The sequence below is a fragment of the Limnoglobus roseus genome, from assembly GCF_008254045.1.
Classification (GTDB): domain Bacteria; phylum Planctomycetota; class Planctomycetia; order Gemmatales; family Gemmataceae; genus Limnoglobus; species Limnoglobus roseus.
Map to the genome: position 1 here is coordinate 60,504 of NZ_CP042425.1, position 22,763 is coordinate 83,266.

Annotated in this window: 14 protein-coding genes and 1 pseudogene; 7 read left to right on the forward strand and 8 right to left on the reverse strand. The window is 66.2% G+C overall.

The features are described 5' to 3' along the window. Positions 1-20: 20 nt before the first annotated feature. The 4 genes and pseudogenes from PX52LOC_RS00280 (at position 21) to PX52LOC_RS00290 (ending at position 7,524) form a co-directional block, all read left to right on the forward strand. Positions 21-2,510, forward strand: a complete 2,490-nt coding sequence (locus PX52LOC_RS00280; protein ID WP_246173621.1) for a DUF1549 domain-containing protein — start codon at positions 21-23, stop codon at positions 2,508-2,510. Positions 2,511-2,588: 78 nt separating this feature from the next. Next, positions 2,589-3,629: pseudogene (locus PX52LOC_RS42215) on the forward strand (c-type cytochrome domain-containing protein); the annotation flags it as partial. 109 nt (positions 3,630-3,738) lie between these two features. Further along, complete coding sequence (locus PX52LOC_RS42220; protein WP_246173848.1) at positions 3,739-4,698, forward strand: hypothetical protein; 960 nt, start codon at positions 3,739-3,741, stop codon at positions 4,696-4,698. 366 nt (positions 4,699-5,064) lie between these two features. Beyond that, positions 5,065-7,524, forward strand: a complete 2,460-nt coding sequence (locus tag PX52LOC_RS00290; protein WP_168218732.1) for an ATP-binding protein — start codon at positions 5,065-5,067, stop codon at positions 7,522-7,524. A 14-nt stretch (positions 7,525-7,538) separates the two neighbouring features. On the opposite strand, the gene PX52LOC_RS00295 is transcribed toward PX52LOC_RS00290, so the two are convergent. From PX52LOC_RS00295 to PX52LOC_RS00315, 5 genes are all read right to left on the reverse strand, one after another. Then, complete coding sequence (locus tag PX52LOC_RS00295; RefSeq protein WP_168218733.1) at positions 7,539-10,211, reverse strand: MMPL family transporter; 2,673 nt, start codon at positions 10,209-10,211, stop codon at positions 7,539-7,541. Positions 10,212-10,337: 126 nt separating this feature from the next. Beyond that, complete coding sequence (locus PX52LOC_RS00300) at positions 10,338-12,353, reverse strand: hypothetical protein (protein WP_149108194.1); 2,016 nt, start codon at positions 12,351-12,353, stop codon at positions 10,338-10,340. Between the two features lie 334 nt (positions 12,354-12,687). Next, positions 12,688-13,092 carry a glycine cleavage system protein GcvH gene (gene gcvH, locus PX52LOC_RS00305; protein ID WP_149108195.1) on the reverse strand — a complete coding sequence of 135 codons (405 nt, stop codon included), beginning with the start codon at positions 13,090-13,092 and terminating at the stop codon, positions 12,688-12,690. Positions 13,093-13,103: 11 nt separating this feature from the next. Then, positions 13,104-14,183, reverse strand: coding sequence for a glycine cleavage system aminomethyltransferase GcvT (gene gcvT / locus PX52LOC_RS00310; protein ID WP_149108196.1), 1,080 nt, complete (start codon positions 14,181-14,183; stop codon positions 13,104-13,106). A 133-nt stretch (positions 14,184-14,316) separates the two neighbouring features. After that, the gene (locus PX52LOC_RS00315; protein ID WP_149108197.1) at positions 14,317-15,261 is read right to left on the reverse strand and encodes a beta-propeller domain-containing protein; all 945 of its coding nucleotides are present in this window, start codon (positions 15,259-15,261) and stop codon (positions 14,317-14,319) included. 68 nt (positions 15,262-15,329) lie between these two features. On the opposite strand from PX52LOC_RS00315, the gene PX52LOC_RS00320 reads away from it, so the two are divergent. The 3 genes from PX52LOC_RS00320 to PX52LOC_RS00330 all read left to right on the forward strand — a co-directional run bounded on the left by PX52LOC_RS00320 (position 15,330) and on the right by PX52LOC_RS00330 (position 20,041). Continuing rightward, positions 15,330-15,971: a TIGR02996 domain-containing protein gene (locus tag PX52LOC_RS00320; RefSeq protein WP_149108198.1), complete on the forward strand. Its 642-nt coding sequence runs from the start codon at positions 15,330-15,332 to the stop codon at positions 15,969-15,971. Positions 15,972-16,037: 66 nt separating this feature from the next. Beyond that, complete coding sequence (locus PX52LOC_RS00325) at positions 16,038-16,775, forward strand: DUF4058 family protein (protein ID WP_168218734.1); 738 nt, start codon at positions 16,038-16,040, stop codon at positions 16,773-16,775. Between the two features lie 35 nt (positions 16,776-16,810). After that, a complete protein-coding gene (locus tag PX52LOC_RS00330) occupies positions 16,811-20,041 on the forward strand; it encodes an efflux RND transporter permease subunit (protein ID WP_168218735.1) in 3,231 nt (1,076 codons plus the stop codon). Between the two features lie 19 nt (positions 20,042-20,060). Here the strand turns inward: PX52LOC_RS00330 and PX52LOC_RS00335 are convergent, their stop codons facing one another. The 3 genes from PX52LOC_RS00335 to PX52LOC_RS00345 form a co-directional block, all read right to left on the reverse strand. Then, entirely contained in the window at positions 20,061-20,939 is an 879-nt protein-coding gene (locus tag PX52LOC_RS00335; protein WP_149108201.1) for a tetratricopeptide repeat protein, read from the reverse strand. A gap of 44 nt (positions 20,940-20,983) precedes the next feature. Continuing rightward, positions 20,984-22,336, reverse strand: a complete 1,353-nt coding sequence (locus PX52LOC_RS00340) for an ATPase (RefSeq protein WP_149108202.1) — start codon at positions 22,334-22,336, stop codon at positions 20,984-20,986. Positions 22,337-22,465: 129 nt separating this feature from the next. Next, positions 22,466-22,702 (reverse strand): hypothetical protein, encoded by a 237-nt coding sequence (locus tag PX52LOC_RS00345; protein ID WP_149108203.1) that lies wholly within the window; start codon positions 22,700-22,702, stop codon positions 22,466-22,468. Positions 22,703-22,763 lie beyond the last annotated feature (61 nt).

Sequence of the window (22,763 nt, forward strand, 5' to 3'; positions counted from 1 at the left end):
ACCGCACGAGATCCAGCACCATGCGTTCCCTGATAGCCCCCCTGGTCCTGTTCGCACTCGCCGCTTCGGCCTTCGGCCAGATGCCGGTTCCGCCGGCGAACGCGGTGGCCGTGGCCCCCGTGCCGGCACCTGCTCCCGCCCAGGCGACACCGTCGCTGAAAGTCGCGGTCTACCCGCCGGACATCAACCTCGAAACGGCCCGCGACAAGCAGACGTTCGTCGTGCAGGCCACCGAACCGTCCGGCCTCACCCGCGACGTGACCGCCCAGGCACAAGTCACGTTCGTGAACCCGGCCCTCGTCAAGCGCGACGGCTTCGCCATCACCCCCGTTGCCGACGGCACGACAGAAATGGTCGTGGCGTTCGCCGGGCAAACGGTCAAAGTGCCGGTGAAGGTTGCCAACGCGACGGCGGACCGGCCGATCAGTTTCAAACTCGACGTGATGCCCGTGTTCCTGCGGACCGGGTGTAACGTCGGCGGCTGTCATGGGGCGGCCCGCGGCAAGGACGGCTTCCGCCTCTCGCTGTTCGGCTTCGACCCGGACGGCGATCACTTCCGCCTCACCCGCGAACTCAACGGCCGCCGCATCAACCTCGCGAACCCGGCCGAGTCACTGCTGATCGAGAAGTCGATCGGTAAGGTGCCACACACCGGCGGCAAGAAGTTCGGCGAGGGCGACGAATACTATCAGGCCGTCATGCGGTGGCTCGAAGCCGACGCCCCGCTCGACCCGCCGACCGTCGCCAGCCCGGTCAGCATGGAAGTCTTCCCGCCGTCGGCGGTGCTCGACGGCAAGGGCGAGAAGCAACGGCTCGTCGTGCGGGCCAAGTACAGCGACGGCACCGACCGCGACGTGACCAGCCTCGCGCTCTTCCTGACGAACAACGAAGGATCTGCCAAGATCGACAACGACGGCAGCGTGACGGCCGGCGAGCGCGGCGAGGCGTTCGTCATGGCCCGGTTCGCGACGTTCACGATCGGCGTGCCGTTCATCACGCTGCCGAAGGGCTTGCAGTTCACCTGGGGCAAGCACGCCGAGAACAACTACGTCGATCAATTGGTGAACGCGAAGCTCAAGAAACTCCGCATCGAGCCGTCGCCGCTGTGCGACGACCAGGCGTTCGTCCGCCGCGTGTACCTCGACGTGATCGGGCTGCTGCCGACGCCCGACGAGTACGCCCGGTTCATGGTCAGCAGTCTGCCGAACAAGCGGGAGTTGCTGGTAGACGAACTGCTCGACCGCAAGGAGTTCGCCGAACTGTGGGTGCTGAAGTGGTCCGACCTGTTGCAAATCCGCAGCGGCGGAGACCAGGTCATCAGCCGCAAGGCGATGCTGCTCTACTACACCTGGCTGCAAGACAAGATCGCCCGCAACGTGCCGACGAACGAGTGGGTGAAGGAACTGCTCGGCGCGAACGGCGGCACATTCAAGAACCCGCCGACGAACTACTACCAGGTCGAGCGGGACATCATCAAGGTGACGGAGAACGTCGCCCAGGTGTTCATGGGCATGCGCATCCAGTGCGCCCAGTGTCACAACCACCCGTTCGACCGCTGGACGATGAACGACTACTACGGGTTCGCGTCGTTCTTCAGCCAGATCGGGCGGAAGCCGACCGACGACAACCGGGAACTGATCGTGTTCAACGCCGGCGGCGGCGAGATCAACCACCCGGTCCGCGGCCAGCCGATGAAGCCGAAGTTCCTCGGCGGCGCGGAACCGGACGTGGCCGGCAAGGACCGCCGCGTGGTGATGGCCGATTGGCTGGCGTCGCCGGAGAACCCGTACTTCGCCAAGAACCTGTCGAACATCGTGTGGGCGCACTTCCTCGGCCAGGGGATCATTAACGAGGTGGACGACGTCCGCATCAGCAACCCGGCCAGTAACCAAGAGTTGCTCGACGAGATGGGCAAGCGGTTCACCGGGTACAAGTATGACTTCAAGAAGCTCGTGAAGGACATCTGTACGAGCGCCGCCTACCAGCGGTCCACGCAATCGACACCGACGAACGCCGGCGACACGCGGAACTTCGCCCGCGCCGCCATCCGCCGCATTCGCGCGGAGACGCTGCTCGACTGCATCACCGAAGTGACCGGCACGAAGGACAAGTTCTCGGGCTTGCCGCAGGGCGCGCGAGCGGTGCAGATCGCAGACGGCAGCACTAGCACCTACTTCCTCAGCACGTTCGGCCGGGCGACCCGCGAGTCGGTCTGTTCGTGCGAGGTGCGCCTGGAGCCGACGTTGAGTCAAAGTTTACACCTGCTCAACGGCGACACCGTCGGGCCAAAGGTCGCGCAGGGCGGGCTGATCGCGAAGATGCTACAAGAGAAGAAGACGCACGGGCAGGTCATCGAGACGATCTACCTCCGCAGCCTGAGCCGGCCGCCCACGGAGGAGGAACGGTTGAACCTGGAAGCAATGATCAAGAACGGCAAGGACCCGCGAATGGCGTTGGAAGACGTGTTCTGGGCGGTGATGAACTCGCGGGAGTTCATGTTCAACCACTGACGGGCGTAAGCCCACCCACGGCCGTGGGTGGGCTTTGCGGATTTCCTTCTCTGAGACTGGCACCTGGGGTTTGACAGAATGCTCCGTTCGACCTTCACCTTGTTTGCCCTCACTTCGCTCGCGGCTCCGGCGTTCGCCGACGGGGCGAAGCCGACGTTCGACGAGGACGTGCTGCCGATCCTCAAGCAGCACTGCGTCAACTGCCACGGCAACGACAAGCAGAAGGGCGGCCTCAACGCGGCCACGTTCGCGGCCATGATGCAGGGCGGCGGGTCGGGCGAGGTCGTCGTGGCCGGCGACCCGAACAAGTCGCGGCTGTACACGCTCACCACGCACAGTGCCGAGCCGAAGATGCCGCCGAACGGGCAGAAGATTCCCGACAACCAGATCACGGTACTTCGCACGTGGATCGAACAGGGTGCCCGCGAGAACAGCGGCAGCAAGGCGATGGCCGTGAAGCCGAAGACCGACATCGGCCTGAAGTCCGTCACGAAGGGCCGGCCCGAAGGCCCGCCGCCGATGCCGTCGGCCGGGAAGTTGAAAGCCGATCCGCTGGCGAAAGCCCGCCGACCGGGGGCGGTACTGGCGATGGCGACTTCGCCGTGGGCACCACTCATCGCCGTCGGCGGCCAGAAGCAAGTCATCTTGCAACACGCCGATACCGGGGAATCGCTCGGCTTCCTGCCGTTCGAACACGGGCAAATCAACAGCCTCCAGTTCAGCCGCAACGGGAAACTGCTGCTCGCCGCCGGTGGTCGCGGCGGGCAGGCCGGCAAGGCGGTCCTGTTCAACGTCGAGACGGGCGACAAGATTACCGAAGTCGGCATCGAGTCCGATGCGCTACTAGCCGCCGACATCAGCCCCGATCAATCACTGATCGCCGTCGGCAGCCCGTCGAAGCTCATCCGCATTTACAGCACCGCCGACGGGTCGGTCGTCCGCGAGATCAAGAAGCACACCGACTGGGTGACGGCCGTCGAGTTCTCGCCGGACGGCGTGCTGCTCGCCACCGGCGACCGCAGCGGCGGCTTGTTCGTGTGGGAGGCGTTCACCGGCCGCGAATACTTCAGCCTCCGCGGGCACACGGCCATGATTACCGACGTGTCGTGGCGGGACGATTCCAACTGCCTCGCGAGTTGCAGCGAAGACGCCTCGATCCGCCTGTGGGAGATGGAGAACGGCGGCCAAATCCGCACCTGGAACGCCCACGGCGGCGGGGGTCGCGAGCGTGAAGTTCGGCCACGACGGCAAGCTCGCCTCCACCGGCCGCGACAAGGTCACGAAACTGTGGGACCAGAACGGCGGGCTGCAAAAGCAGTTCGAGGCGTTCGGCGACCTCGGGCTGAAGGTGGCGATCACCCACGACGGCGCGAAGGTCTTCGCCGGCGACTGGGCCGGCACCGTCAAGGGCTGGGCCGCAGCCGACGGCAAGGTACTCATCGCCGCCGACACGAACCCGAAGACCGTCGCCGAGCAGGTCGAGATCGCGAAAGTCGCGGTGGCCGCGGCCGAGGCGAAGGTCAAGCCGATGGCCGACGCCCTCGCGGCGGCGAAGGCGAACGTGGACAAGGCGAACGCCGAACTGGCACCGTTCCAGAAGGCGGTGACGGACGCCCAGAACGCCGCCAACACGGCGAAGGCCGTCGCCGATCAGGGCAAGGTTGCGGCAGACACCACCGCCGCCGGTGCCGCAAACGCGCAGACCGTCGCGGCCGCCAAACAGGTGACGGCCACCGCCCTCCAAGAAGCCGCGGCGAAGGTTCAGGCCGCTGCCACGGCTACGCCGGTGAACGGCGAGTTGAAGAATCAAGCGAAGAAGACGGCCGACATTGCGAAGGCCGCGACCGATGAACTCGCGGTGGCGAACAAAGCGGTGGCGGACGCCCAAATCGCGGCGAAGGCGGCGACCGACAAAGTGCCAGTTCTGCAAAAGGCGGCCATCGACGCGGCCGCGCCGATCACCCAAGCCCAGAAGGCGGTGGCCGATCAAACCGCCGCCCGCAAGCCGGTGTTCGACGCCCACGCGACGGCCACGGCCGGCCTGAACGCGGCCAACGCGGAGGTCGCCGCCGCGAAGGCGAAGCTCGACAAACTGACGACGAAGCCCGCGGCCGCCTCACCGCCCGCGCCGGCGCAAGTGACGGCCGCCCCGTCGCCGACGCCCGTGCAAGTGCCCGTCAAAAAGTGACCTTCGGAGCAGAATTTCGGCCGACAAAAACCCGGAATTTCTGCCCGGGCGCTGTCCCTTCGACAATGATGGTTATACTGAGAACCTCAAAACTATTTCACCCCGACGTGACGGTCAGAATCAGCATTTGAATTCAGGGGAAGGGCGAATAAAAGTGGCCCGAATTCCTACCAGCTCTCAACCTCTGAACTACACGTTGCAGTAGTCCCTGCGGTTGAACTGGTTTTCTCGCGTCGGACGGCCGAGCCGGCGCGTGCAAATCCCTCACGCCCAGATCTCTTCCTCTGGTCGTTCGAGCGGTGTTCAATCCCACGGATGCCTTGCCGAGGGGCTTGAGAATTGGGTCATTGGTTGCGAGACTCGTTGTTGGTCACGGTAGCGTGTTGGGCGACGGAAGCGGTCCTCTTTCACGGGCCGATCCCCCTCGAACACACCTGGAATCCCCTCGTTGGCATTGCCCTGGGGGGCCTCCTGACGGGCGGCCGTCGCCTGGGGCCGGCGATCCTGCTGGGGTTCTGGGGGGCACGACTGGCGGCCGTCGGTTCGTTCGACCCGGCAGACCTCTTCGGCCTCAAGACCGCGGTCTATTACACCCTGCAAGCCCTGATCGGGGCGATCCTCGTTCGCCAATTCTGTTCCCGCCCCCTCGCTCTGATCCGGTTCCGCGAGATCGTCTTCTTCCTGCTCATGAGCGGCCCGCTGTCGTGCCTGGTGGTCGCCTCCCTGCGGGCGGTCGGGGGCGAGTTCCCCACGGTGGACCCGATCACCGATTGGCTGCGGACTTGGGCGGGCGATGCCCTGGGCGGAATGCTCGTCACGCCCGTATCGTTGGCCCTCTTCGCGAGACCGCGGGATATCTGGCAGCCGCGGCTCCGCACAGTGGCCGTCCCCCTCGTGCTCATCGCGTGCGCCGTCACGGGCCTGCACCAACTCGGCCTCAAAGGCGATCAGAGCCGGACGGAGCGGCATCTCAAGCAAACCACGGACATACTCGCCGTCGACCTGGAGGCCGAGGGCCAACGCCTGGGCACGCTCTTGGGCATCTACCAGACCTGGATCGGCAGCAAAGTCGCCACGACGGCGGACCAGCAAGCCCTCGTCCGCGGCCGGGTGAAAGAGTTCCGGGCACTGTTCCCGGCGGCCGACGACCTGTTCGCCATTCCCGAAGAACGGCCCCCCCCCGAGTACCAGGACGCGATCCGTCGGGCGACGGAGGTGCGAGGCGTGGGGGCCGGCCCGATCCGGGGCCAGGCGTCCAGTCGGTTCGCCGTCGTCGTCCGCATGACGGTGTCCGCCCGACCTGAAGTCGCCGGGTACCTGGGCTGCTGGGTCGACCCGAAGCGACTGATCGAGGAAACCCGAGCGATCCAAAACCACCACCTCTCGGCCCTGCTGATCGAACCCACGACCGCCGCAGAAGACCTCGTGCCCGATCGGGCCAACTACCTGACCCGCAAGGTCACGTTTGCGAACCGCACCTGGCAACTCGTGGTGGCGGCCGACGCCGACTATCGGCAGACGCGGCCGATGCCCTACACCTGGCTCGCCCTCGGCATCTCGCTGATCGGCACGGTCCTCCTGGCATCGCTGCTGCTGTCGCTGACCGGGCAAACCGCCATCGTGCGGGCCGAAGTGGAACGAGCCGCCCGGGAACTCTCTGCGCTGCACCGGGAACGGGCGGCCGTGGAAGCGGCGTTGTACGAGGCCCGCCGCGACGCCGCCCTCGGCCGACTGGCGGGCGGGGTGGCGCACGAGTTCAACAACCTCTTCACCGGCATCCTCGGCCACGCCGCCCGCGCCCGAGAACTGTTGGTCGAGAGTCACCCCTCCCAGATGGAATTGCGGAAGGCCGAGCAGGCCGTCGCCCGGGCGAGTGAACTCTGTCAGCAGATCCTCGCGTTCACCGGCAAGGGCACGATCGTCCGACAACCGCTGCCCTTGCACGAGTTCCTCCCGACAGTGGCGGCCAACGTCCGGCCGCGACTCGCTTTCTCGCCGGAAATCGAAATCGTCCCGCCCCCGGCCCCCGTGGTTCTGGTGGCCGACGCCCTGCTCTTGCGGCGACTGGTGACGAACCTCCTGCTAAACGCCGCCGAGGCGTATTCCGGGCCGGGCGGCCGCATCGTCGTGCAGTACGGGTGTTCGCCCGACGACCTCGTCTGGCTGAGAGTCGAAGATTTCGGCACGGGGATGCCGCCGGACGTTCTGGCCGCGGCCTTCGACCCGTTCTTCTCGACGAAAGGCCCGGGCCGCGGCCTCGGCCTGTCGGCCGTGCGGGGCGTCGCGCACACGCACGGCGGCCTCGTAACGGTCGCGAGCGAGGTCGGCGTCGGCACGACCGTGTCCGTGCAACTCGTCAACAAGCCCCAGTCCGACCCGGCCTGCACCCCGCCGCCGTCGCGCGAACCGACGGTACCGCATTGGAGCGGGCTGTTTCTGCCGCCGGCGATTACGGACGGGCTGACACTGATCGTGGACGACGACGCGACCGTGCGGGAGTTGGCCGCCGCCACCCTCCGCGGGGCCGGGTGCGAAGTGCTCACGGCCGAGAACGGCGAAGAAGGATTGGACCTGTACCGCTGTCACGCCGACCGCGTGCGGCTCGTGGTGCTCGACCTGTTGATGCCGGTGATGGACGGCGGGACGACGCTCCAACGTCTGCGACAACTATCGGCCACGTTGCCGGTGATCGTGATGAGTGCGTACTCCGACCTCGACCTGTCCGAAGAGTTCGCGAGCGGCTCGCCGGTCGTGTTGTTGAACAAGCCGTTCCGCCCCACGGAACTCCTCAGCCTGGCAGCCGGGTTCTTCGCGGCGAAGGTGTGACCGAGAGGCGAGTCTTACGCCGCCACCTTTTCGCGCTCGCGGCGGACCACTTTCACCGGGCGTTTCAACTTTACCCCGTCGGCCAGCCGCAAGATCGCGGGCAGCAACACCAACGCCGCCACCATGCAGAATGTGACACCAAGTGCGAGCGCCAGGCCGAGGCTCGCCATGCCGCGGTGGCGGGCGAGGGTGAGCGTGCCGAAGCCGAGGACGGTCGTGAGCGCCGCCACCGTGATGCCCCGACCAGTCGCGGCACTCAGCCGGTAGAGGCGGCCGGGCAGGCGATCGGCGTAGTCGTGCAGGACGTGGACGCCGTTGTCCACGCCGACGCCGACGATCAGCGGCAGGGCGATCAGGTTCGCCGGGTTCAGGGGCACGCCCGCGAGGCCCATCACCCCGAGCGTGGCAACGATGCCGACGGCCAGCGGGAACAGGCCGAGCAACAACGACCGCAGGCTGCGGAGGTCGAGCCAGAGTACCGCAACGATCACCAACAGGGCGAGCAAGCCGGCCCGCTCGAAGCCGCCCTTCATCTGCCGCAGCCCTTCGAGCGTGCGGAACGACTTGCCCGTCGCGGCGGGGTCGGCGGTCGCCGCCGCCTTCGTGAACGCTTCGAGCTTGTCGAACTCCCACAGCGACTCGGCCGCGAACGCCCGCACCAGGAACTCGCCGTGGCGGCCGACGTACCGCTCGCGGAAGTTCTCCGGCAGGTCGTCGAGCGCGATCGGTTCGGCGTGGCTGACGGCCCGGAGTTCGTGCAGGTCGGCGAGCAGGTCGAGCCGCAGGCGGCGGTCGAACTCGCGCAGGCGATCGGCCGCACCGGGAGCGGTCAGGGCCACGGACAGTCGGTCCACGGCGGGGCCGCGGAGGTTCGTGAGCAGTTCGCGGATCACGTCCGGTTCGCTCGCCAGCGGGTCCGGGATCGTTTCCGGTAGGCCGACCAACCGCGCGTGAATGGCGGCCACGTGCGCGACCTTGTCCGCCTGCCCGTCCGGCACGAGCGAGGCCGCCTCGACCACCCGGCCGACGCCGGGCAGGGCTTCGTACTTCGCCTTCAAGGCCAGGGCTTCGTCCCGCGTCGCGGCGACGCTCATGGCGTCCCAGGTCGCGCCGGCCGCGTGGCCGATGAGTTCCTGCTCCCACGTCACGGAGTCGAGGCCACGGGCCTGCATGTTCAGCAGGTTCGCGTCGTACTTCACTGCGCCGCCGAAGGCCGCACACACCGCTACCGCGACGCCGCCGAGAGCGAGAACTAGCTTCGGCCGCGACGACAGCAGCGGAAGGAACGGGCGGCCGGTGGCGATGGGGATGATCGGCGCCTCAGCCCCGGCGTTCCGGTTCCGCCGTTCGACCAGCACCAGCGTCGCGGGCAGGAAGGTGAAGCACGCCGCGGCACACAACAGCACGCCGCAGCCGGCGATCCAGCCGAGTTCGGCGACAGCCTTGAAGTCCGCGAGCATCGTGGCGAAGAACGCCAGCGAGGTCGTCAGCGCCGCCGTCAGAATGCCCGGCCCGGCGTGGACGGCGGTTTCGCGGAGGGCGTCGAGAACGTCGCGGCCGTAGCGGCGTTCCTCGTCGTACCGGGCGACCCAGAGCACGCCGTAGTCACCCATGCCGATGATCATGACGGCGAACGTCGTCGAGAGAATGTTCAGGTGGCCGACGGTCAACGTGGCCCAGCCGAGCGCCCACGCGCTGCCGATGAGCAGCGTGCCGACGGTGAGCAGCGGGTACCGGAAGCCGCGGTAGACGACAAGGTACAGCACCGCCACGCCGAGCAGGGCCAGCCACGACGCGGACGTGGAGTCCTCGTCGGACGCGGCCATCTCGTCCGTTTCCAGCACCGGCAGGCCGGTCAGGCCGAGGTCGAGTTCCGGGAAGTCCTGCCGAACGTCGGCCAGGATCGACCGCGCGGCTTCGCAGGCTTGCTTCACCGGTGTGAACGATTCCGACTCCTTCACCGGCCGGGCCAGCACGAGTGCGAGGCGGCCGTCGGGCGTGAAGAAGTGCTGCGGCTCGCGGAGTTGCTCGGCCTGGTCGCGCGACCCGGCCACCGACCACGGGTTCCGGTAGTCGGCCGGGTTCTCCAGCGTTCGCGCCGCCGAATCGACCACGGCCGGCAGCGTCGCCATCAGGTCGCGGTCGGCCTGCGTCGGCTTCACGGCGTCCCGCGAGAACTTCGCTTGCGTCAGCAGGGCTTGTAGGGAGAGCGTTTGCCAGCCGATGGAACTGAACCGGCCGAGGAGCGGGTCCATGCCGTCGAGTCGGCGTTGGATCGTTTGAAGCTGATCGGGCGGCAGGAAGAACAGCGATCGGCCGTGGAGGCTCCGCAGGTCGACTTGGTGGAAGACGCGGTCGAAGAGTTTCGGCTGCCGTTGCAGTCGGTCGGCCACGGCGTCCGCGGCGGCCGTCATGCGGCGGCGGTCGGTGCCGCGGACGACGACGACGAGGTCGTCGTCATCGCCGAAGGCGTCGAGGTACTTTTGCCACCGCTTCTGGCACTCTTTCTCGGCCGAGATGAGGTCGTTCCGCTGCGTTTGGTACCGCATCTGTGTGGCCGACAGCCAGACGGCGGCCACGACGCTTACCCCGCACAAGGCGAGGACGAGCCACGGCACGCGGCCGACGCCGCCGACGAGAGCGGCAGTACCGCGGGCCAACCGGCCGGGAGTATCGGGTGTGGTCACAGGTCCGCGTCCGTGCGAAGGCATCTGGACGCGGGTTGTAAACGAATTCGGCGCGAGGCCGCAAGGTCAATCGGCGGCGGTCCGGGATGAACGTGCCGCCGTGGGCGAAGACCTTCCGGCGACCGGCTACCGGCCACTGACGTACTTGGCCATCGCCTTGGTGACCGGGTGTTCCGGGTGGCGGGTAACGGCCTCCTGGAGAAGTGCAGCCGCGGCCGGGCGGTGGTGCGTCTGCCCGCCGGTCGCGACCATCGCCCCGACGTCCGGGTGCAACATCAACGAGGCAATCTCGTTGTCGGCGTCCGACACCGGGTAGTCCACCCACACGCCCGCCTCGGCCCGCACGCCGAGCGGGACGCCGCGGTACTCCCAGGTGATGTCGAGCTTCAGCGTGTACTGCCCCGGCGTGCGGAACGTGAACCCCTTCGAACTGTAAAAGAGCGTCGTCTTCGCCGACCGTGCCTCGCCCGGCGCGAGATACTTAATACTGCCGGCGTCGCTAATGATGGCCGCCGGTGGTGCGGTCCGGGTGGCCCCGGTCGGCGTCACGACGGTGATGCGGGCGTGCAGGGCCTCGCGGCGGAGGTCGGTCGGCACGGGGATCGGCTTCCCCAGTTTGTTCGTCAGCTTCCAAGACACCGCCAACGGTTGGCCGAGCTTGACCCGTGGGGCCGACTCGATGGTCAGGGCCAACTGGTCGTCGTCCAGGAAGACGCGGTCGATGTCAGTCTGCGGCACGACCGTGTTGTGGCCGGTGCCGAAGGACATGCCGCCGGGCCGCACGACCGGGTCGGGGAAGTGGATCAGGTGGTGCCGGACGTGCTCGTTGAACCCGAGGCGGATATTGTCCGGGAAGACGCCGGCCGCGCCGGTCGTCGCGGTGCCCAACACGTCGGCCACGCTCGGCGACGTGGTCATGATCGAGTTGTCGGCCCCGGGTTCGCCGAAGCCGGTGATCTCTTGGTGCTGTTGGTTGAACCCGTGGCCGACTTCGTGACAGGCGCTCCGCATGAACGCCCGCGGCACGTCCCGCTGCTTCTTGTTCTCGGCCGTGCCGAAGTTGCTCGAATCGCCACTCGGGTAGCCGTCGTCGCTGAACGACGCGACCCCATCGCGGGGCACGCCGATGGTGTCGTACATGACGCCCCGGCCGCACCCCATCTTCGCCGGCACCATGAGCAGGTGCATCCACCACGTCTTGTCCAGGTCGGCCGACGGGCTGCGGTTGGCCAACATCACCGCGTGCAAATCGGCGGACGACCAGCAGTTGGTCGCGGTGACGCCGGCGGGGACCGGGATGGGTGTCGGGTTGCGAATGGTCGTCACGTTCCACCCGGCCGTGGCGAAGACGTTGGCGAAGTCCTCCGTGCCGCCGCCCGCGGCCGGGACTGGGTCCGGGACGACGGACCCGGCGAGGACGCCGATCTCGACCGTCGCCCGGCGGAAGAACGACGACACCCACCCGAGCGTGATCGTGCCGCGGTCCATGCCCCCCTGGGTGACGGTGCCGCTGAAGAACGGCCCGCTGAACCCGGCCGGCGGCGTCGCCTTCGTAAGAACCACCGTGAGCGTCCGCGACGGCGTGGCCGGGAACGACCCGTCGGACGACCCGGCCGGCGGTTGCGTGTAGGCGTACTCCTCGACCGTCATGGTGATGCGACACGGCATGAACAGGGGCACGGTCAACTTCGTCACCTTCCAGTACGAGGAATACTTGTTCCGCGGGTAGACGGGGATGTTGAGGCGGGTCGGAAAGGGGACGGGGATGGGGAACGGCAGCGGCGACTCGCCGTCGGCGTCGTGCGGCGCGGGTAGTGCGATCGATGGGAAGCGGTACAGGTCGCCGCTGACGGTCGTCCCCTCGCCGCCGTGTTTGTCCACCCGCAGGGTGCCGTGGAACTCGGCGATCCGGAACGTCGGCTGGAACGTGAGCCGGTAGCAGCCTTCCTTGAAATCGAGTTTGCAAGGCAGGCGGATGGGCGGCAGCGGAATCGGGATCGGCCCGCCGGGGAGGGGGACTGGTACGCCGGGGGGCAAAATCGGGTCGCCCTCGTCGGGGGTTCCCATGGCGAGTGGTTCGGCAACGGGGATGAATGTGTCTGCCCCGGTGACTTCGATGGGTTCGTCTCGCTCGTCGTGCATGTGTCGACTCCAGTGTGGGGATCGTAGCCGGAATAGGGGAAGTGCCTGCGGGTTCCGAAACTCGATCCGCCCTACGGTACGGCCGGTACGCGCCGCCAGATTCGCGAAGATGTTTGATCGCACAAACTAACAGGTAGTCGCGAGCAAACGGTCCGGCAGTGAGTCGTCGAGATGAGTCAGACGGTGGTATTAGGAAGGGCGTTCTTCGAGACAGAATATTGGAGCGGGTGCCGAGGGGGCTTCATCGAAGACCCCTCGGCACCCGCCATGAGCATTCACTGCCAAAGAGTTCGGCCACTGGTGAGGCGACCACCAAGCGGAACGAGGGCCTCGATCAGTGCCCCGCGATTTGTTTCTCGTAGTCGGCCTTCGACAGCAGGCTGTCGAGTGTCGTGCCGGGGGCGACTTTCACCTTGAACATCCAGCCCTCGCCGAACGGGTCGTTGTTCACCAGCGACAGGTCGGCCTTCCGCTTCGTCGCGGGGTCGTCGATCAGTTTCGTGTTCACTTCCACCACTTCGCCGGCGACCGGGGCGTTCACGCCGCTGGTCGACTTCACCGACTCGATCACGCCGGCTTCTTCACCGAGTTTCAGCACCTTGCCGACCTTCGGCAAGTCGAGGAACGTCGGCTCCGTCAGTTGCTCGACGGCGAACTGCGTGATGCCAACGGTGACGATGTCGCCGTCCAGCTTCGCCCACTCGTGGGTCGGCGCGTAGCGCAGGGCGTCCAAATCCATGTTCGCGGTCCTCACTTCTTGCGGGAATAGAACGGCAGGGGCACGACCGCCGCGGGGACGTGCGTGCCGCGAATGTCGACGAGCAACGGCGTGCCGGGGGCGGCGTGCCGCGGGGCGACGTAGCCCATCGCGATCGACTGGTCGAGCCACGGGACGAAACTGCCACTCGTCACGACGCCGACGGGCGTGGATTCGTCGGCGAGCAGCACGCACTCCTGGCGGGCCGCCCGCTTGCCTTCGAGCAACAAGCCGACGCGCTTCGGCCGGTGGCCCGCGGCTTCGCTCGCACTCTTCAGGGCGTCGCGGCCGATGAAGTCCTTGTTCAGCTTCACAGCCCAGTCGAGGCCGGCTTGCAACGGGTCGATCTTCTCGGTCAGTTCGTGGCCGTAGAGCGGCATGGCGGCTTCGAGGCGGAGCGTGTCCCGCGAGCCGAGGCCGCACGGTTTCACGCCGCGGGCGAGCATCGCGTCCCAAAGGGCGACGCCGAGTTCGTTCGGCACGGTGATTTCGAAGCCGTCCTCGCCGGTGTACCCGGTGCGGCTCACCACGCAGCCGCGATCATGGTAGCGCGTCGGCAGGGCGAAGAAGTATTTCAGTTTCGACACGTCGTCGGGGAACAGTCCCGCGACGGCGTCGATCGCCTTCGGCCCCTGCACGGCGAGCATCACCGTGGACGGCGTTTCGTCCGTGATTTGCACGTCGCCGGTCGCGTGTTGCTTCAGCCAGGCGAGAATCTTGTCGTGGTTCGAGCCGTTCGCCACCATCGCGTAGCCGTAGGGCCAGCGGTAGACGATCACGTCGTCGAGGGTGCCACCGTCGGCGTTGCAGACGAGGCCGTAGCGGACCTGCATCTCCTTCATCGTCGCGACGCTGTTGGTGAAGACCTTCTCCAACAGCGCGGCCGCGTCGGTGCCGCCGAACGAGAAGCGGGCCATGTGGGACACGTCGAACATGCCGACGGCCGACCGCACGGCCTTGTGTTCTTCAATGATGCTGGCGTACTGCACCGGCATGTCCCAGCCCGCGAACGGGACCATGCGGGCGTGTTGCGCGACGTGCGCGTCGTAAAGGGCGGTGCGAAGGTTGGCCATGCGGTCATCTTCGGGAAACCGCGGGCGAAGGCAACGGCGATCAATTCTTGGAACCCAGAGCGGAAGCGACGGGGTGGAGAGACAGTCCCACCCACCCCGTCGCTTCCGCTCTGGGTTCCATAAGGTGCCGTCGTTAGCGAACCACGCCCTCGACATCCAAGATCAGCGACGAGGCGAGGTTGTTGTTGAAGTTCTTCTGGTCCTTGAAGGTCCAGACGACCTTCTTGTCGCGGGTCACTTCGATCAGTTGCGGGTTCTCTTTCCCAGCGTGGCAGTTGCCGATGACGACGTTGCCATTCGGGAGGGCTTGCACCGTCGTCACCCAGGCGAGCGTGATGCCGGGCAGATCCTTCTGATCGACCTGCCACACGACTTCGCCCTTCGGGTTCACTTCGAGGACACGGTTGTTGTTGCCGCCGCCGATGAGCGTGTTGCCGTTGGCCAACCGCACCGCGGAGAACAGGTTGATGCCGTGCCCTTCGGGGCCGTGCCCGCCGGACACCGGGCGGTTATTCAGGTCGATCTTGTACTCCCACACCACCTTGCCGGCGTCATCGTACTCCTTCACCGCCCCTTCGCCCTCGTGGGCCACGAGGTAGTGGCCATTGGCCAACTTCCGCACGCGGCGGGTGTCCCGGTGGGCGTCGGACTTCTTCACCTGAAGCGGCATCTCCTTGACGATCTTGCCGTCCGCGTTCACCTCGACGATCCGCGAGTTGCCGCCCTCGGAAACCATCGTGTTGCCGTCGGCCAGCCGTTGGAAGCTGTGAACCTCGATGCGGCCCTTGTACCCGTCCTTCGGCTTCGCCTCGTACTTCCAGACGATCTTCTTCTCTGGCGAAACCTCGACGACGGTGGTGCCCGACGTGTGCGTGAGGATGTTGCCGTTCGGCAGCAGTTGCAGATCGTGAACGTCGTGCTTGTTGGCGAACTCCCACTCGACATCGCCCTTCGCGTTGACGATGGCGATCTTGCCGGTGGCGTAGTCGGCCCCGAGGATGCGGTGCCCGACGGGGTCGGCCGCCGCGGCGAACGCCGGGGCGAGTAACAGCAGTGTGAGAGAGAGGAAGCGCGGCATGGTGAACCCTGCGGTGGTAGGATGTGTCCGGTGGGAATTCTACTTACCCGAGCCGGAGGTGGCCCACAATGACCGACGAAGACGCCTTCCTGCGGAAGTTACTCGACAACCCCGCCGACGACGTGGTGCGGCTGGTCTACGCCGACTGGCTGGAGGAACGCGATCGGGCCGCGAAGGCCGAGTTCCTGCGGTTGGAAGCCGTGGCAGAGCCGGACGCCAAGCGGCTTCAGGCACTGGCGGCTGACTTGGACACAAAGTGGCTGGCCGTGGTCAGCAAGCTCATGATTGAGCGGTGCGGTCAGCCGCGGCAGATTTGGGCGTTCCAGAGTAGAAGAATCACGGCGCACCTTCGACGTACTCAAACGAGCGAGGCACCTCCGCAGTTTGAGTTCGAGTGCCCGAAACGGTGGGAGAAGCTCAAATTCACCGCTAATCCGAAAGTCCGACACTGCGAAGGCTGCCGAGAACATGTGTTCTACTGTGATACGATTCAAGTTGCCCGTGCCCATGCTTTACGAGGGCGTTGCGTTGCAGTCGATCTGGGCATTATTCGCGAGAACGGGGACCTCGAACGGCCGCCAAGGAAGATGGGGAAGATGCTGCCGGAACAATATGAACGGAGAGCGGCTCATATGCAAGAGGCACAAAAGTTCGACCCCGTGTCCGAGAAGCGTGAGCGAGAGAAGCAGCCGCCCGAAGACTCCGTTTAGCTGCGACGCGGAGGCTCTGCGGTGCGGATCGCGGTAGAATGGCGGCATCCCAGGAGGATAATGCCGATGCCGATTCACGACTGGACGCGCGTCGATTCCGGGACGTTCCATGACTTCCACCAAGGTTGGTCAATCGAGGTTCGGAACGCCCTCAACCGCGGGGTACTGCCACCCGGCTATTTCGCGATGGCCGACCAGCGGGTGAGCGGGCCGGAACCGGACGTGGTGACATTTCAGACCCGCACACCTTCGCCTCCGCCGCCGGGCGGGGTAACGGTCCTAGACCGGCCGCCGCGTGTACGGCAGGTAGCGAAGTTCGAGAACGAACCGGCCGCCTACGCCCGCAAGGCGAACCGCATCGCCGTGCGACACAACCTCGGCCGCGTCGTGGCGATTATCGAGATCGTTTCCCCCGGCAACAAGGATAGCGTGAACGCCGTCCGGTCGTTCACCGGCAAAGTGGCCGAGTTCCTCCGCAACGGCGTTCACGTCGTCGTCATCGACGTGTTCCCACCGACAATCCGCGACCCCGACGGCATCCACCAGGCCATCTGGGACGAAATCGCCGGCCAGCCGTTCGAACCGCGGCCGGAAGGGAAAACTTTGACGGCCGCGTCGTATGATGCCGGCTATCCCCTGACAGCCTACGTCGAACCGCTCGCGGTCGGTGACGAGTTGCCGCCGCTGCCGCTGTTCATCCAACCGGGTGTGTACGTGCCGATGCCGCTGGAAGAGACGTACCGGGCATCATGGGATGTACTCCCGGAACCGATCCGCGCGTTAGTACAACCCCGCGTGAAATAGTCGCCCCGGCCGGCGGTCCCGGTTACACTGGCCTCATGCGACTCTCCGACCTCGCCATCAAGAACCCGGTGTTCGCCGTCGTTCTCGCGGCCGCGCTGCTCGTCTTCGGCTCCCTCGCGTACCGCAGCCTCGGCGTGAGCCAGTTCCCGGAACTCGACTTCCCCGTCGTCAGCATCACCACGTACTACGACTCCGCCTCGCCGGACATCATGGACCACGATGTGACCGACGTGATCGAAGACGCCGTGTCGCAGGTCGAGGGCATCGACTACGTGCAGTCGCAAAGTTCCTACGGCGTCAGTTCCGTCACCGTGTACTTCCGCCTCGACAAGAACGTGGACGTGTGCATGCAGGACGTGCGGAACGCCGTGTCGGCCGCGGCCGGGCGGTTGCCGACAGAGATCGACCCGCCGGTGATTTCGAAGTTGAACTTTAACAAGTTCCCCGTCATCTGGCTCGGCGTCCACGGCAAGAAGCCGTTGAAGGCACTGAACGAGTTTGTGGACACGAAACTCAAGAAAGAGGTGCAGACCGTCAACGGCTGCGGCGGCGTGATGTTCGGCGGTCTGCGGCAGCGGACCATGCGCGTCTGGCTCGACCGCGACAAACTCCGCGGGCGGAACCAGGACGCGCTCGACGCTTTCCAGGCGATTCGCGACCAGCACGTCGAGATGCCGGCCGGGTATCTGGACGGTAGCAAGCGCGAGTCGGACGTGCGCACGATGGGCGAGGCGAAGACCGCCGGCGAGTTCGGCGACCTGACGATGATGAACGCGAAGGGCCAACTCGTCAACCTCACCGAGTACGGCACCATCGAAGACGGCATGGCCGACAAGCGGTCGTTCGCCCGGTACAACCGCGAGCCGACCGTCGGCGTCGGCGTCATGCGGGCCACCGGCGCGAACGTCGTGCAGGTCTGCGAAGAGGTGAAGGCGAAGCTGCCCGCGTTGCAGAAGCTCGCCGCGCAAGAGGGGATCGAGGTCAGCGTCTCGACCGACTTCTCGCTGTTCATCAAGGACGACATCGAGGAAGTGAAGGAAGCCCTCGTCCTCGGCGTGGCCCTGACCGCGTTCGTGACGTTCATCTTCCTCGGCAGTTTCGGCACGACGATGAACGTCTGCGTGGCCATTCCCACGTCGCTCATCGGCACGTTCATCGCCATCAAGGTGCTCGGCTTCACCGTCAACTTCATGACGCTGCTCGCCCTGTCGCTGTCGGTCGGCGTGGTCGTCGATGACGCGATCCTGGTGTTGGAGAATATCTACCGCCGGATGGAACTCGGCGAGAAGCGGCGGGCGGCGGCCATTAACGGCGCGCGGGAGATCAGCTTCGCCGCGATCGCCGCCACGCTGTCGATCGTGGCGATCTTCCTGCCGGTCGCGTTCATGCAAGGCTCGATTGGGGCGTTCTTCTACCAGTTCGGCATCACCGTGACGGTCTCGGTCCTCTTGTCTCTCGTGATCGCTTTGACCGTGACGCCGATGTTGTGCTCGCTGTTCCTCACGGTGAAGCACCCCGGCCAGCCGGAACCGCGCCGAGCCTTGATCTGGCGCGTTCTCGGTTTCCCCTTCCGACTGCTCACCCTGCTGGTCGTGTGGCCGACGAACAAACTGCTCGACCTGTCGTCGTTCATCTACTTGCGTGTCCTGCGGTTCGCCCTCTGGTTCCCGTGGCCGTGGCTGGTCGCCGGCGGCCTCATTGCGGCGGCGGCCGGCGTGTTCGTCGTCGGCTCCCCCCGGTTGGGCGTGCGGCCGATCGGCCGCGAACTCGTGCCGAGCGAGGACCAGAATCGGTTCGTCGTGAACGTGATCTGCCCGATCAGCACGAACATCGAGTACGTCGAAGAAGTCGCGGGCAAGGCCGAGGCGCTCATCGCGGACATCAAAGACCCCGAGAGCGGTGAAGACATCATCGCGTCGCTGTTCTGCACGATCTCCTTCCGGCCGGGGTCGCTCGTCACCGAGGGGACGATCTTCGTCCGGCTGGTGCCGTCGTCGGACCGATCGCTGACGCAGACCGACGTGATGAACGAAGTCCGTAAGCGGCTCAGCGGGGTGGCCGGGATGCGGCCGGTAGTGCTGGACCTGTCCACACAGGGGTTCACGCCGACACGCGGGTTCCCGGTCAACTTCGCCGTGCAGGGGTCGGACTTCGACACGATCACGCAGTTATCCGAGCGCATCCGGTTGAAGATGATTGAGAGCGGCGTGGTGACGGACGTGAACACCGACTTCCGCCCGGGGATGCAAGAAGTGCAGATCATCCCGGACCGCGAGAAGGCGGCGGCCCGCAACGTGTCGATGCGGCGGCTGGCGTTCGTGCTGGCCGTCGGCACCGGCGGCTTCCGCGACGGTCGGTTCACCCCGGTCGCCGTCGGCTCCACGGCCCGGCGGTACGACGTGCGACTGCGGTACCAGGAAAGTCAGCGGTCGGCCCCGGACGCCATCCTCGACGACTTCGTCAAGAACGAGGACGGCAAGCTCATCCCGCTCCGCGACGTGACAACGGTGAAGGTCATTTCCACGCTGCCGACGGTCCACCGCTACAACCACCAGCGGAAGGTCGAACTCACCGCGAACATGGCCCCCGGCACGTCGCAGGGCGAGGCGATTTCCCGCAGCCTCCAGATCGCGGAGCAAGTGCGGGACGAGATGGGCCTGAGCGAGAACTACCGCTTCGTGCCGCTCGGCAACGCCTCGGCGATGGCCACCACGATGTCCTCGATGTGGGGCTGCCTCACCCTCGGCTTCGTGTTCGCGTACATGATCCTCGGCGTGCAGTTCAAGTCGTTCGTCCACCCGCTCACGGTGCTGCTCGCCGTACCGTTCGGCGTGACCGGGGCACTGGCCACGCTGTGGTGGTACGGCGACACGCTGAACATGATGAGCATGATCGGCCTGGTGCTGCTCGCGGGGCTGGTGAAGAAGAACTCGATCGTGCTGGTGGACTACGCGAACCAACTCCGCAGGCGGAAGGGCGTGTCGCCGGCCGCGGCGATGCTGGAAGCCGGCCGCGTGCGCCTGCGGCCGATCCTGATGACCTCGATCGCCACCATCGTCGGCGCGATCCCGCTCGCCATCGGCGTGAGTGCCGGTTCGGAGACGCGGGCCCCGCTCGCCCGCAGCATCATCGGCGGCAGCATCCTCGCGACGCTGGTGACGCTGATCGTGGTGCCGGTGTTCTACTGCGTGTTCGAGCGGTTCATGACTTGGCTGGCGCGGCAGTACAAAGCCGAAAGCCCAGGCACGGCCGTGCCTGGGCTTTGAGCGTCTTTTCCAATCGCGATTAGTTTCCGACGGGTTCGCGGTATTCCACCGCCTGCACCGGGTTCTGCGGCGGCGTCTGCGGCTGACCGCTGAACGATGCGAGCCACTCCTGGGCCGGCGTGTACGTCGGGTCGGCCTTCACCGCCAGTTGCAGTTGTTGGTGGGCCAATTCCGGCCGGTCCATGTCCTGCAACAGCTTTGCCATCGTGAAGCGGGCCTCCGCCTCCGACGTCACCCGGGCCAGCGTGTCGAAGCCCTTCTCCAAGTCGCCACTGCGGGCGGTGAGAATGCCGAGCGTCTTCTGGTAGCGGCGGTTCTCCGGGTCGCCGGAGAGTGCCCGCTGGCACGCCGCCATGCCGCCGGTCCAATCTTCGAAGCGGGCGTGCGTGAGGGCCAACTCGTAGGCCGTCTTGTGGTCGTCCGGGTGGTGTTTGAGAAGCGTTTGGAGGGTGCCGACGGCCCGCTCGCGGTCGCCGAGGCGGGTGTAGAGCCGCGCGAGGCCGAGGAGGGCGTCCTTGTTCTTCGGGTCGGCTTCGAGGGCCTTCTGGAACTTCATCCGGGCCTCGTCGGTCATCCGGTCGAGGTTCGGATTGACCTGCCCGTCTTGCTGGAAATCGAAGGCCGCACCGACCTGCGCGTTCGCCAGGGCGGCGATGGTGTCCGGCTTGATCGGCCCCTTCTTCTTGCCGCTGTCAACGACGGCGTCGGCCGGCTGGAACTTCGGCGCGGTCGCGCCGGGCGGCTTCGTCGCGAACATGCGCGAGACGGCGTTCCCGCCGCCGGCGGCCGGCGGGGGCGTCACCCCGGACGTGAGGTCTTTTTTGCCCGTCCCGCTACACCCCACGCCGGCGGTTAGAAGTGACGCGACCGCCCAAGTTTTCCACCGTCGGCCATCCATGACTTGTCCTCACGCCGTGCCGGCCGCCGGACTTGAGGAATTCGTTACTGGAATTCCGCGATGAAGCTGTTGGCCGCCTCAATCATCAAGTCGCGCGTCAGGTGCACGGGTTGCCGTCTGTATCGGCAGATCGACTGCACGATTTCCAGCAAATCGCGACAATCGCTCGCCCGCGGCGCACGGCCCTTGTTGTAGTACCGCTCGTACAGGTACTCGACGGCCGGCTGCTCGTAGTTCATGCCGAGCTTCTTGCACACGCCGGCGAAGATCTTCTGGTACACGTCCTGCGTCGGCGCGTTGATGCCGACCTTGTGCCGAATCCGCCGCAGGAAGGCGTCGTCCACGAGTGCCTTCGGGTCGAGGTTCGTACTGAAGATGATGAGCTGCTCGAACGGCACCTGGATCTTCTTGCCGCTGGCCAGCGTGAGGAAGTCGTGCCGGTCTTCGAGCGGCAGAATCCACCGGTTGAGCAGTTCCTTCGGGCTGCACAACTGCCGGCCGAAGTCGTCGATCAGGAACACGCCGCCGTTGGCCTTAAAGTGAATCGGGGCCTGGTAGAAGTTCGACTCCTTGTTGTACCGCAGGTCGAGCATTTCCAGGTTGAGTTCGCCCCCGGTCACAATGACCGGCCGGCGGATGCGGACCCACCGCTGGTCAGCCGAGCCGGTGTTCAACAGTCGTCGCACGGCGGCATCCGCCTCGTCGCCGAACTCCTGCGGCGTGTCGTCGGCCACGTGCAACGACGGGTCGTACACGGTGACAATGTTGCCGTCGCTCACGAAGGCGTAGGGCACGAAGATCGACCCACCGGCGGTGTTCATGAACTCGCCGATGCTGCGGGCCATCGCGGTCTTCCCGTTGCCCGGGGGGCCGTAGATGAACACCGACCGGCCGCTGATGATCGCGGGGCCGATGGCGTTGAACATGTCTTCTTTCAGCACGAGGTGGCTGAACGGCTGCCGCAGGGCTTCCGGGTAGCACTGCAGGCCGGTGACGGCCTGCCGGTAGCACTGTTCCACGTAGTCCTCGATCGGCACCGGCGCGGGGCCGATGTACGCGCACTGTTTCGTCGCCTCCGCGGCCCGGTTGCGGCCGAGGTCGGTCAGGCTGAACCGGTAACTCACGTCGCCGACGAGGTCACCGCCGTCGATCTGGAAGAGCTTTTCGTCCTTCAGCCACCGCAGCGTTTCGCGGATGATCTTGAACGGCAGGCACAGGAACGTGGCCAGGTCGCGGCCGACCATCGGCCCCTTGGCGTAGACCGTCCGCATGAGCATGTCGCCGAGGAACGACTGCGTCAGCCCACACTCCTTGAGCGAATCCGGCGCGACCGGCACTTCCGGCGTCGGGTTGGACGATTCCCAATCGATCACGGGCGGGCGAAGGGTGGTGGTCATCGGAGTTGTCTCGTCTCAGTGAGGGGTGTTCGGGACCAGTGCGGAATTCGGAACGCGGAATGAAAACCAAGAGCCGGGCTGCGGGCGGTCTTTAGTTCCGCATTCCGCATTCTGTGCTCCGAATTGACGTCACTTCTTCCACTTGCCGCGAGTGATGATGAAGAGGGCGATGGCACCGGTGCCGACGACGACCATCGTGATGGTGCTCTGACTCTTGAGCGAGCCGCCCCAGTAATCGGCGAAGCCGTCCCAGTACTTGTGGAGAACGCTTTTTTGCGCGAAGAGGGGTTCGGCCGCCGCCAGCGGCGGGGCGGCCAGCACGAAAAGGGCCGCCACGGCGAATGTCTGCTTCCAGAGGCGAGTCATGGTGTGTCTCACGGTGTCGGATCGACCGGTGCGAGGTCTGCAACCGAACTCTAGTTCCATC

Bases quoted from the DNA above. Each gene is read 5' to 3' on its own strand.
- PX52LOC_RS00280 (WP_246173621.1), top strand. From the start codon at position 21: ATGCGTTCCCTGATAGCCCCCCTGGTCCTGTTCGCACTCGCCGCTTCG.
- PX52LOC_RS00300 (WP_149108194.1), bottom strand. From the start codon at position 12,353: ATGCACGACGAGCGAGACGAACCCATCGAAGTCACCGGGGCAGACACA.
- gcvH (WP_149108195.1), bottom strand. From the start codon at position 13,092: ATGGATTTGGACGCCCTGCGCTACGCGCCGACCCACGAGTGGGCGAAG.
- gcvT (WP_149108196.1), bottom strand. From the start codon at position 14,183: ATGGCCAACCTTCGCACCGCCCTTTACGACGCGCACGTCGCGCAACAC.
- PX52LOC_RS00315 (WP_149108197.1), bottom strand. From the start codon at position 15,261: ATGCCGCGCTTCCTCTCTCTCACACTGCTGTTACTCGCCCCGGCGTTC.
- PX52LOC_RS00320 (WP_149108198.1), top strand. From the start codon at position 15,330: ATGACCGACGAAGACGCCTTCCTGCGGAAGTTACTCGACAACCCCGCC.
- PX52LOC_RS00325 (WP_168218734.1), top strand. From the start codon at position 16,038: ATGCCGATTCACGACTGGACGCGCGTCGATTCCGGGACGTTCCATGAC.
- PX52LOC_RS00330 (WP_168218735.1), top strand. From the start codon at position 16,811: ATGCGACTCTCCGACCTCGCCATCAAGAACCCGGTGTTCGCCGTCGTT.
- PX52LOC_RS00335 (WP_149108201.1), bottom strand. From the start codon at position 20,939: ATGGATGGCCGACGGTGGAAAACTTGGGCGGTCGCGTCACTTCTAACC.
- PX52LOC_RS00340 (WP_149108202.1), bottom strand. From the start codon at position 22,336: ATGACCACCACCCTTCGCCCGCCCGTGATCGATTGGGAATCGTCCAAC.
- PX52LOC_RS00345 (WP_149108203.1), bottom strand. From the start codon at position 22,702: ATGACTCGCCTCTGGAAGCAGACATTCGCCGTGGCGGCCCTTTTCGTG.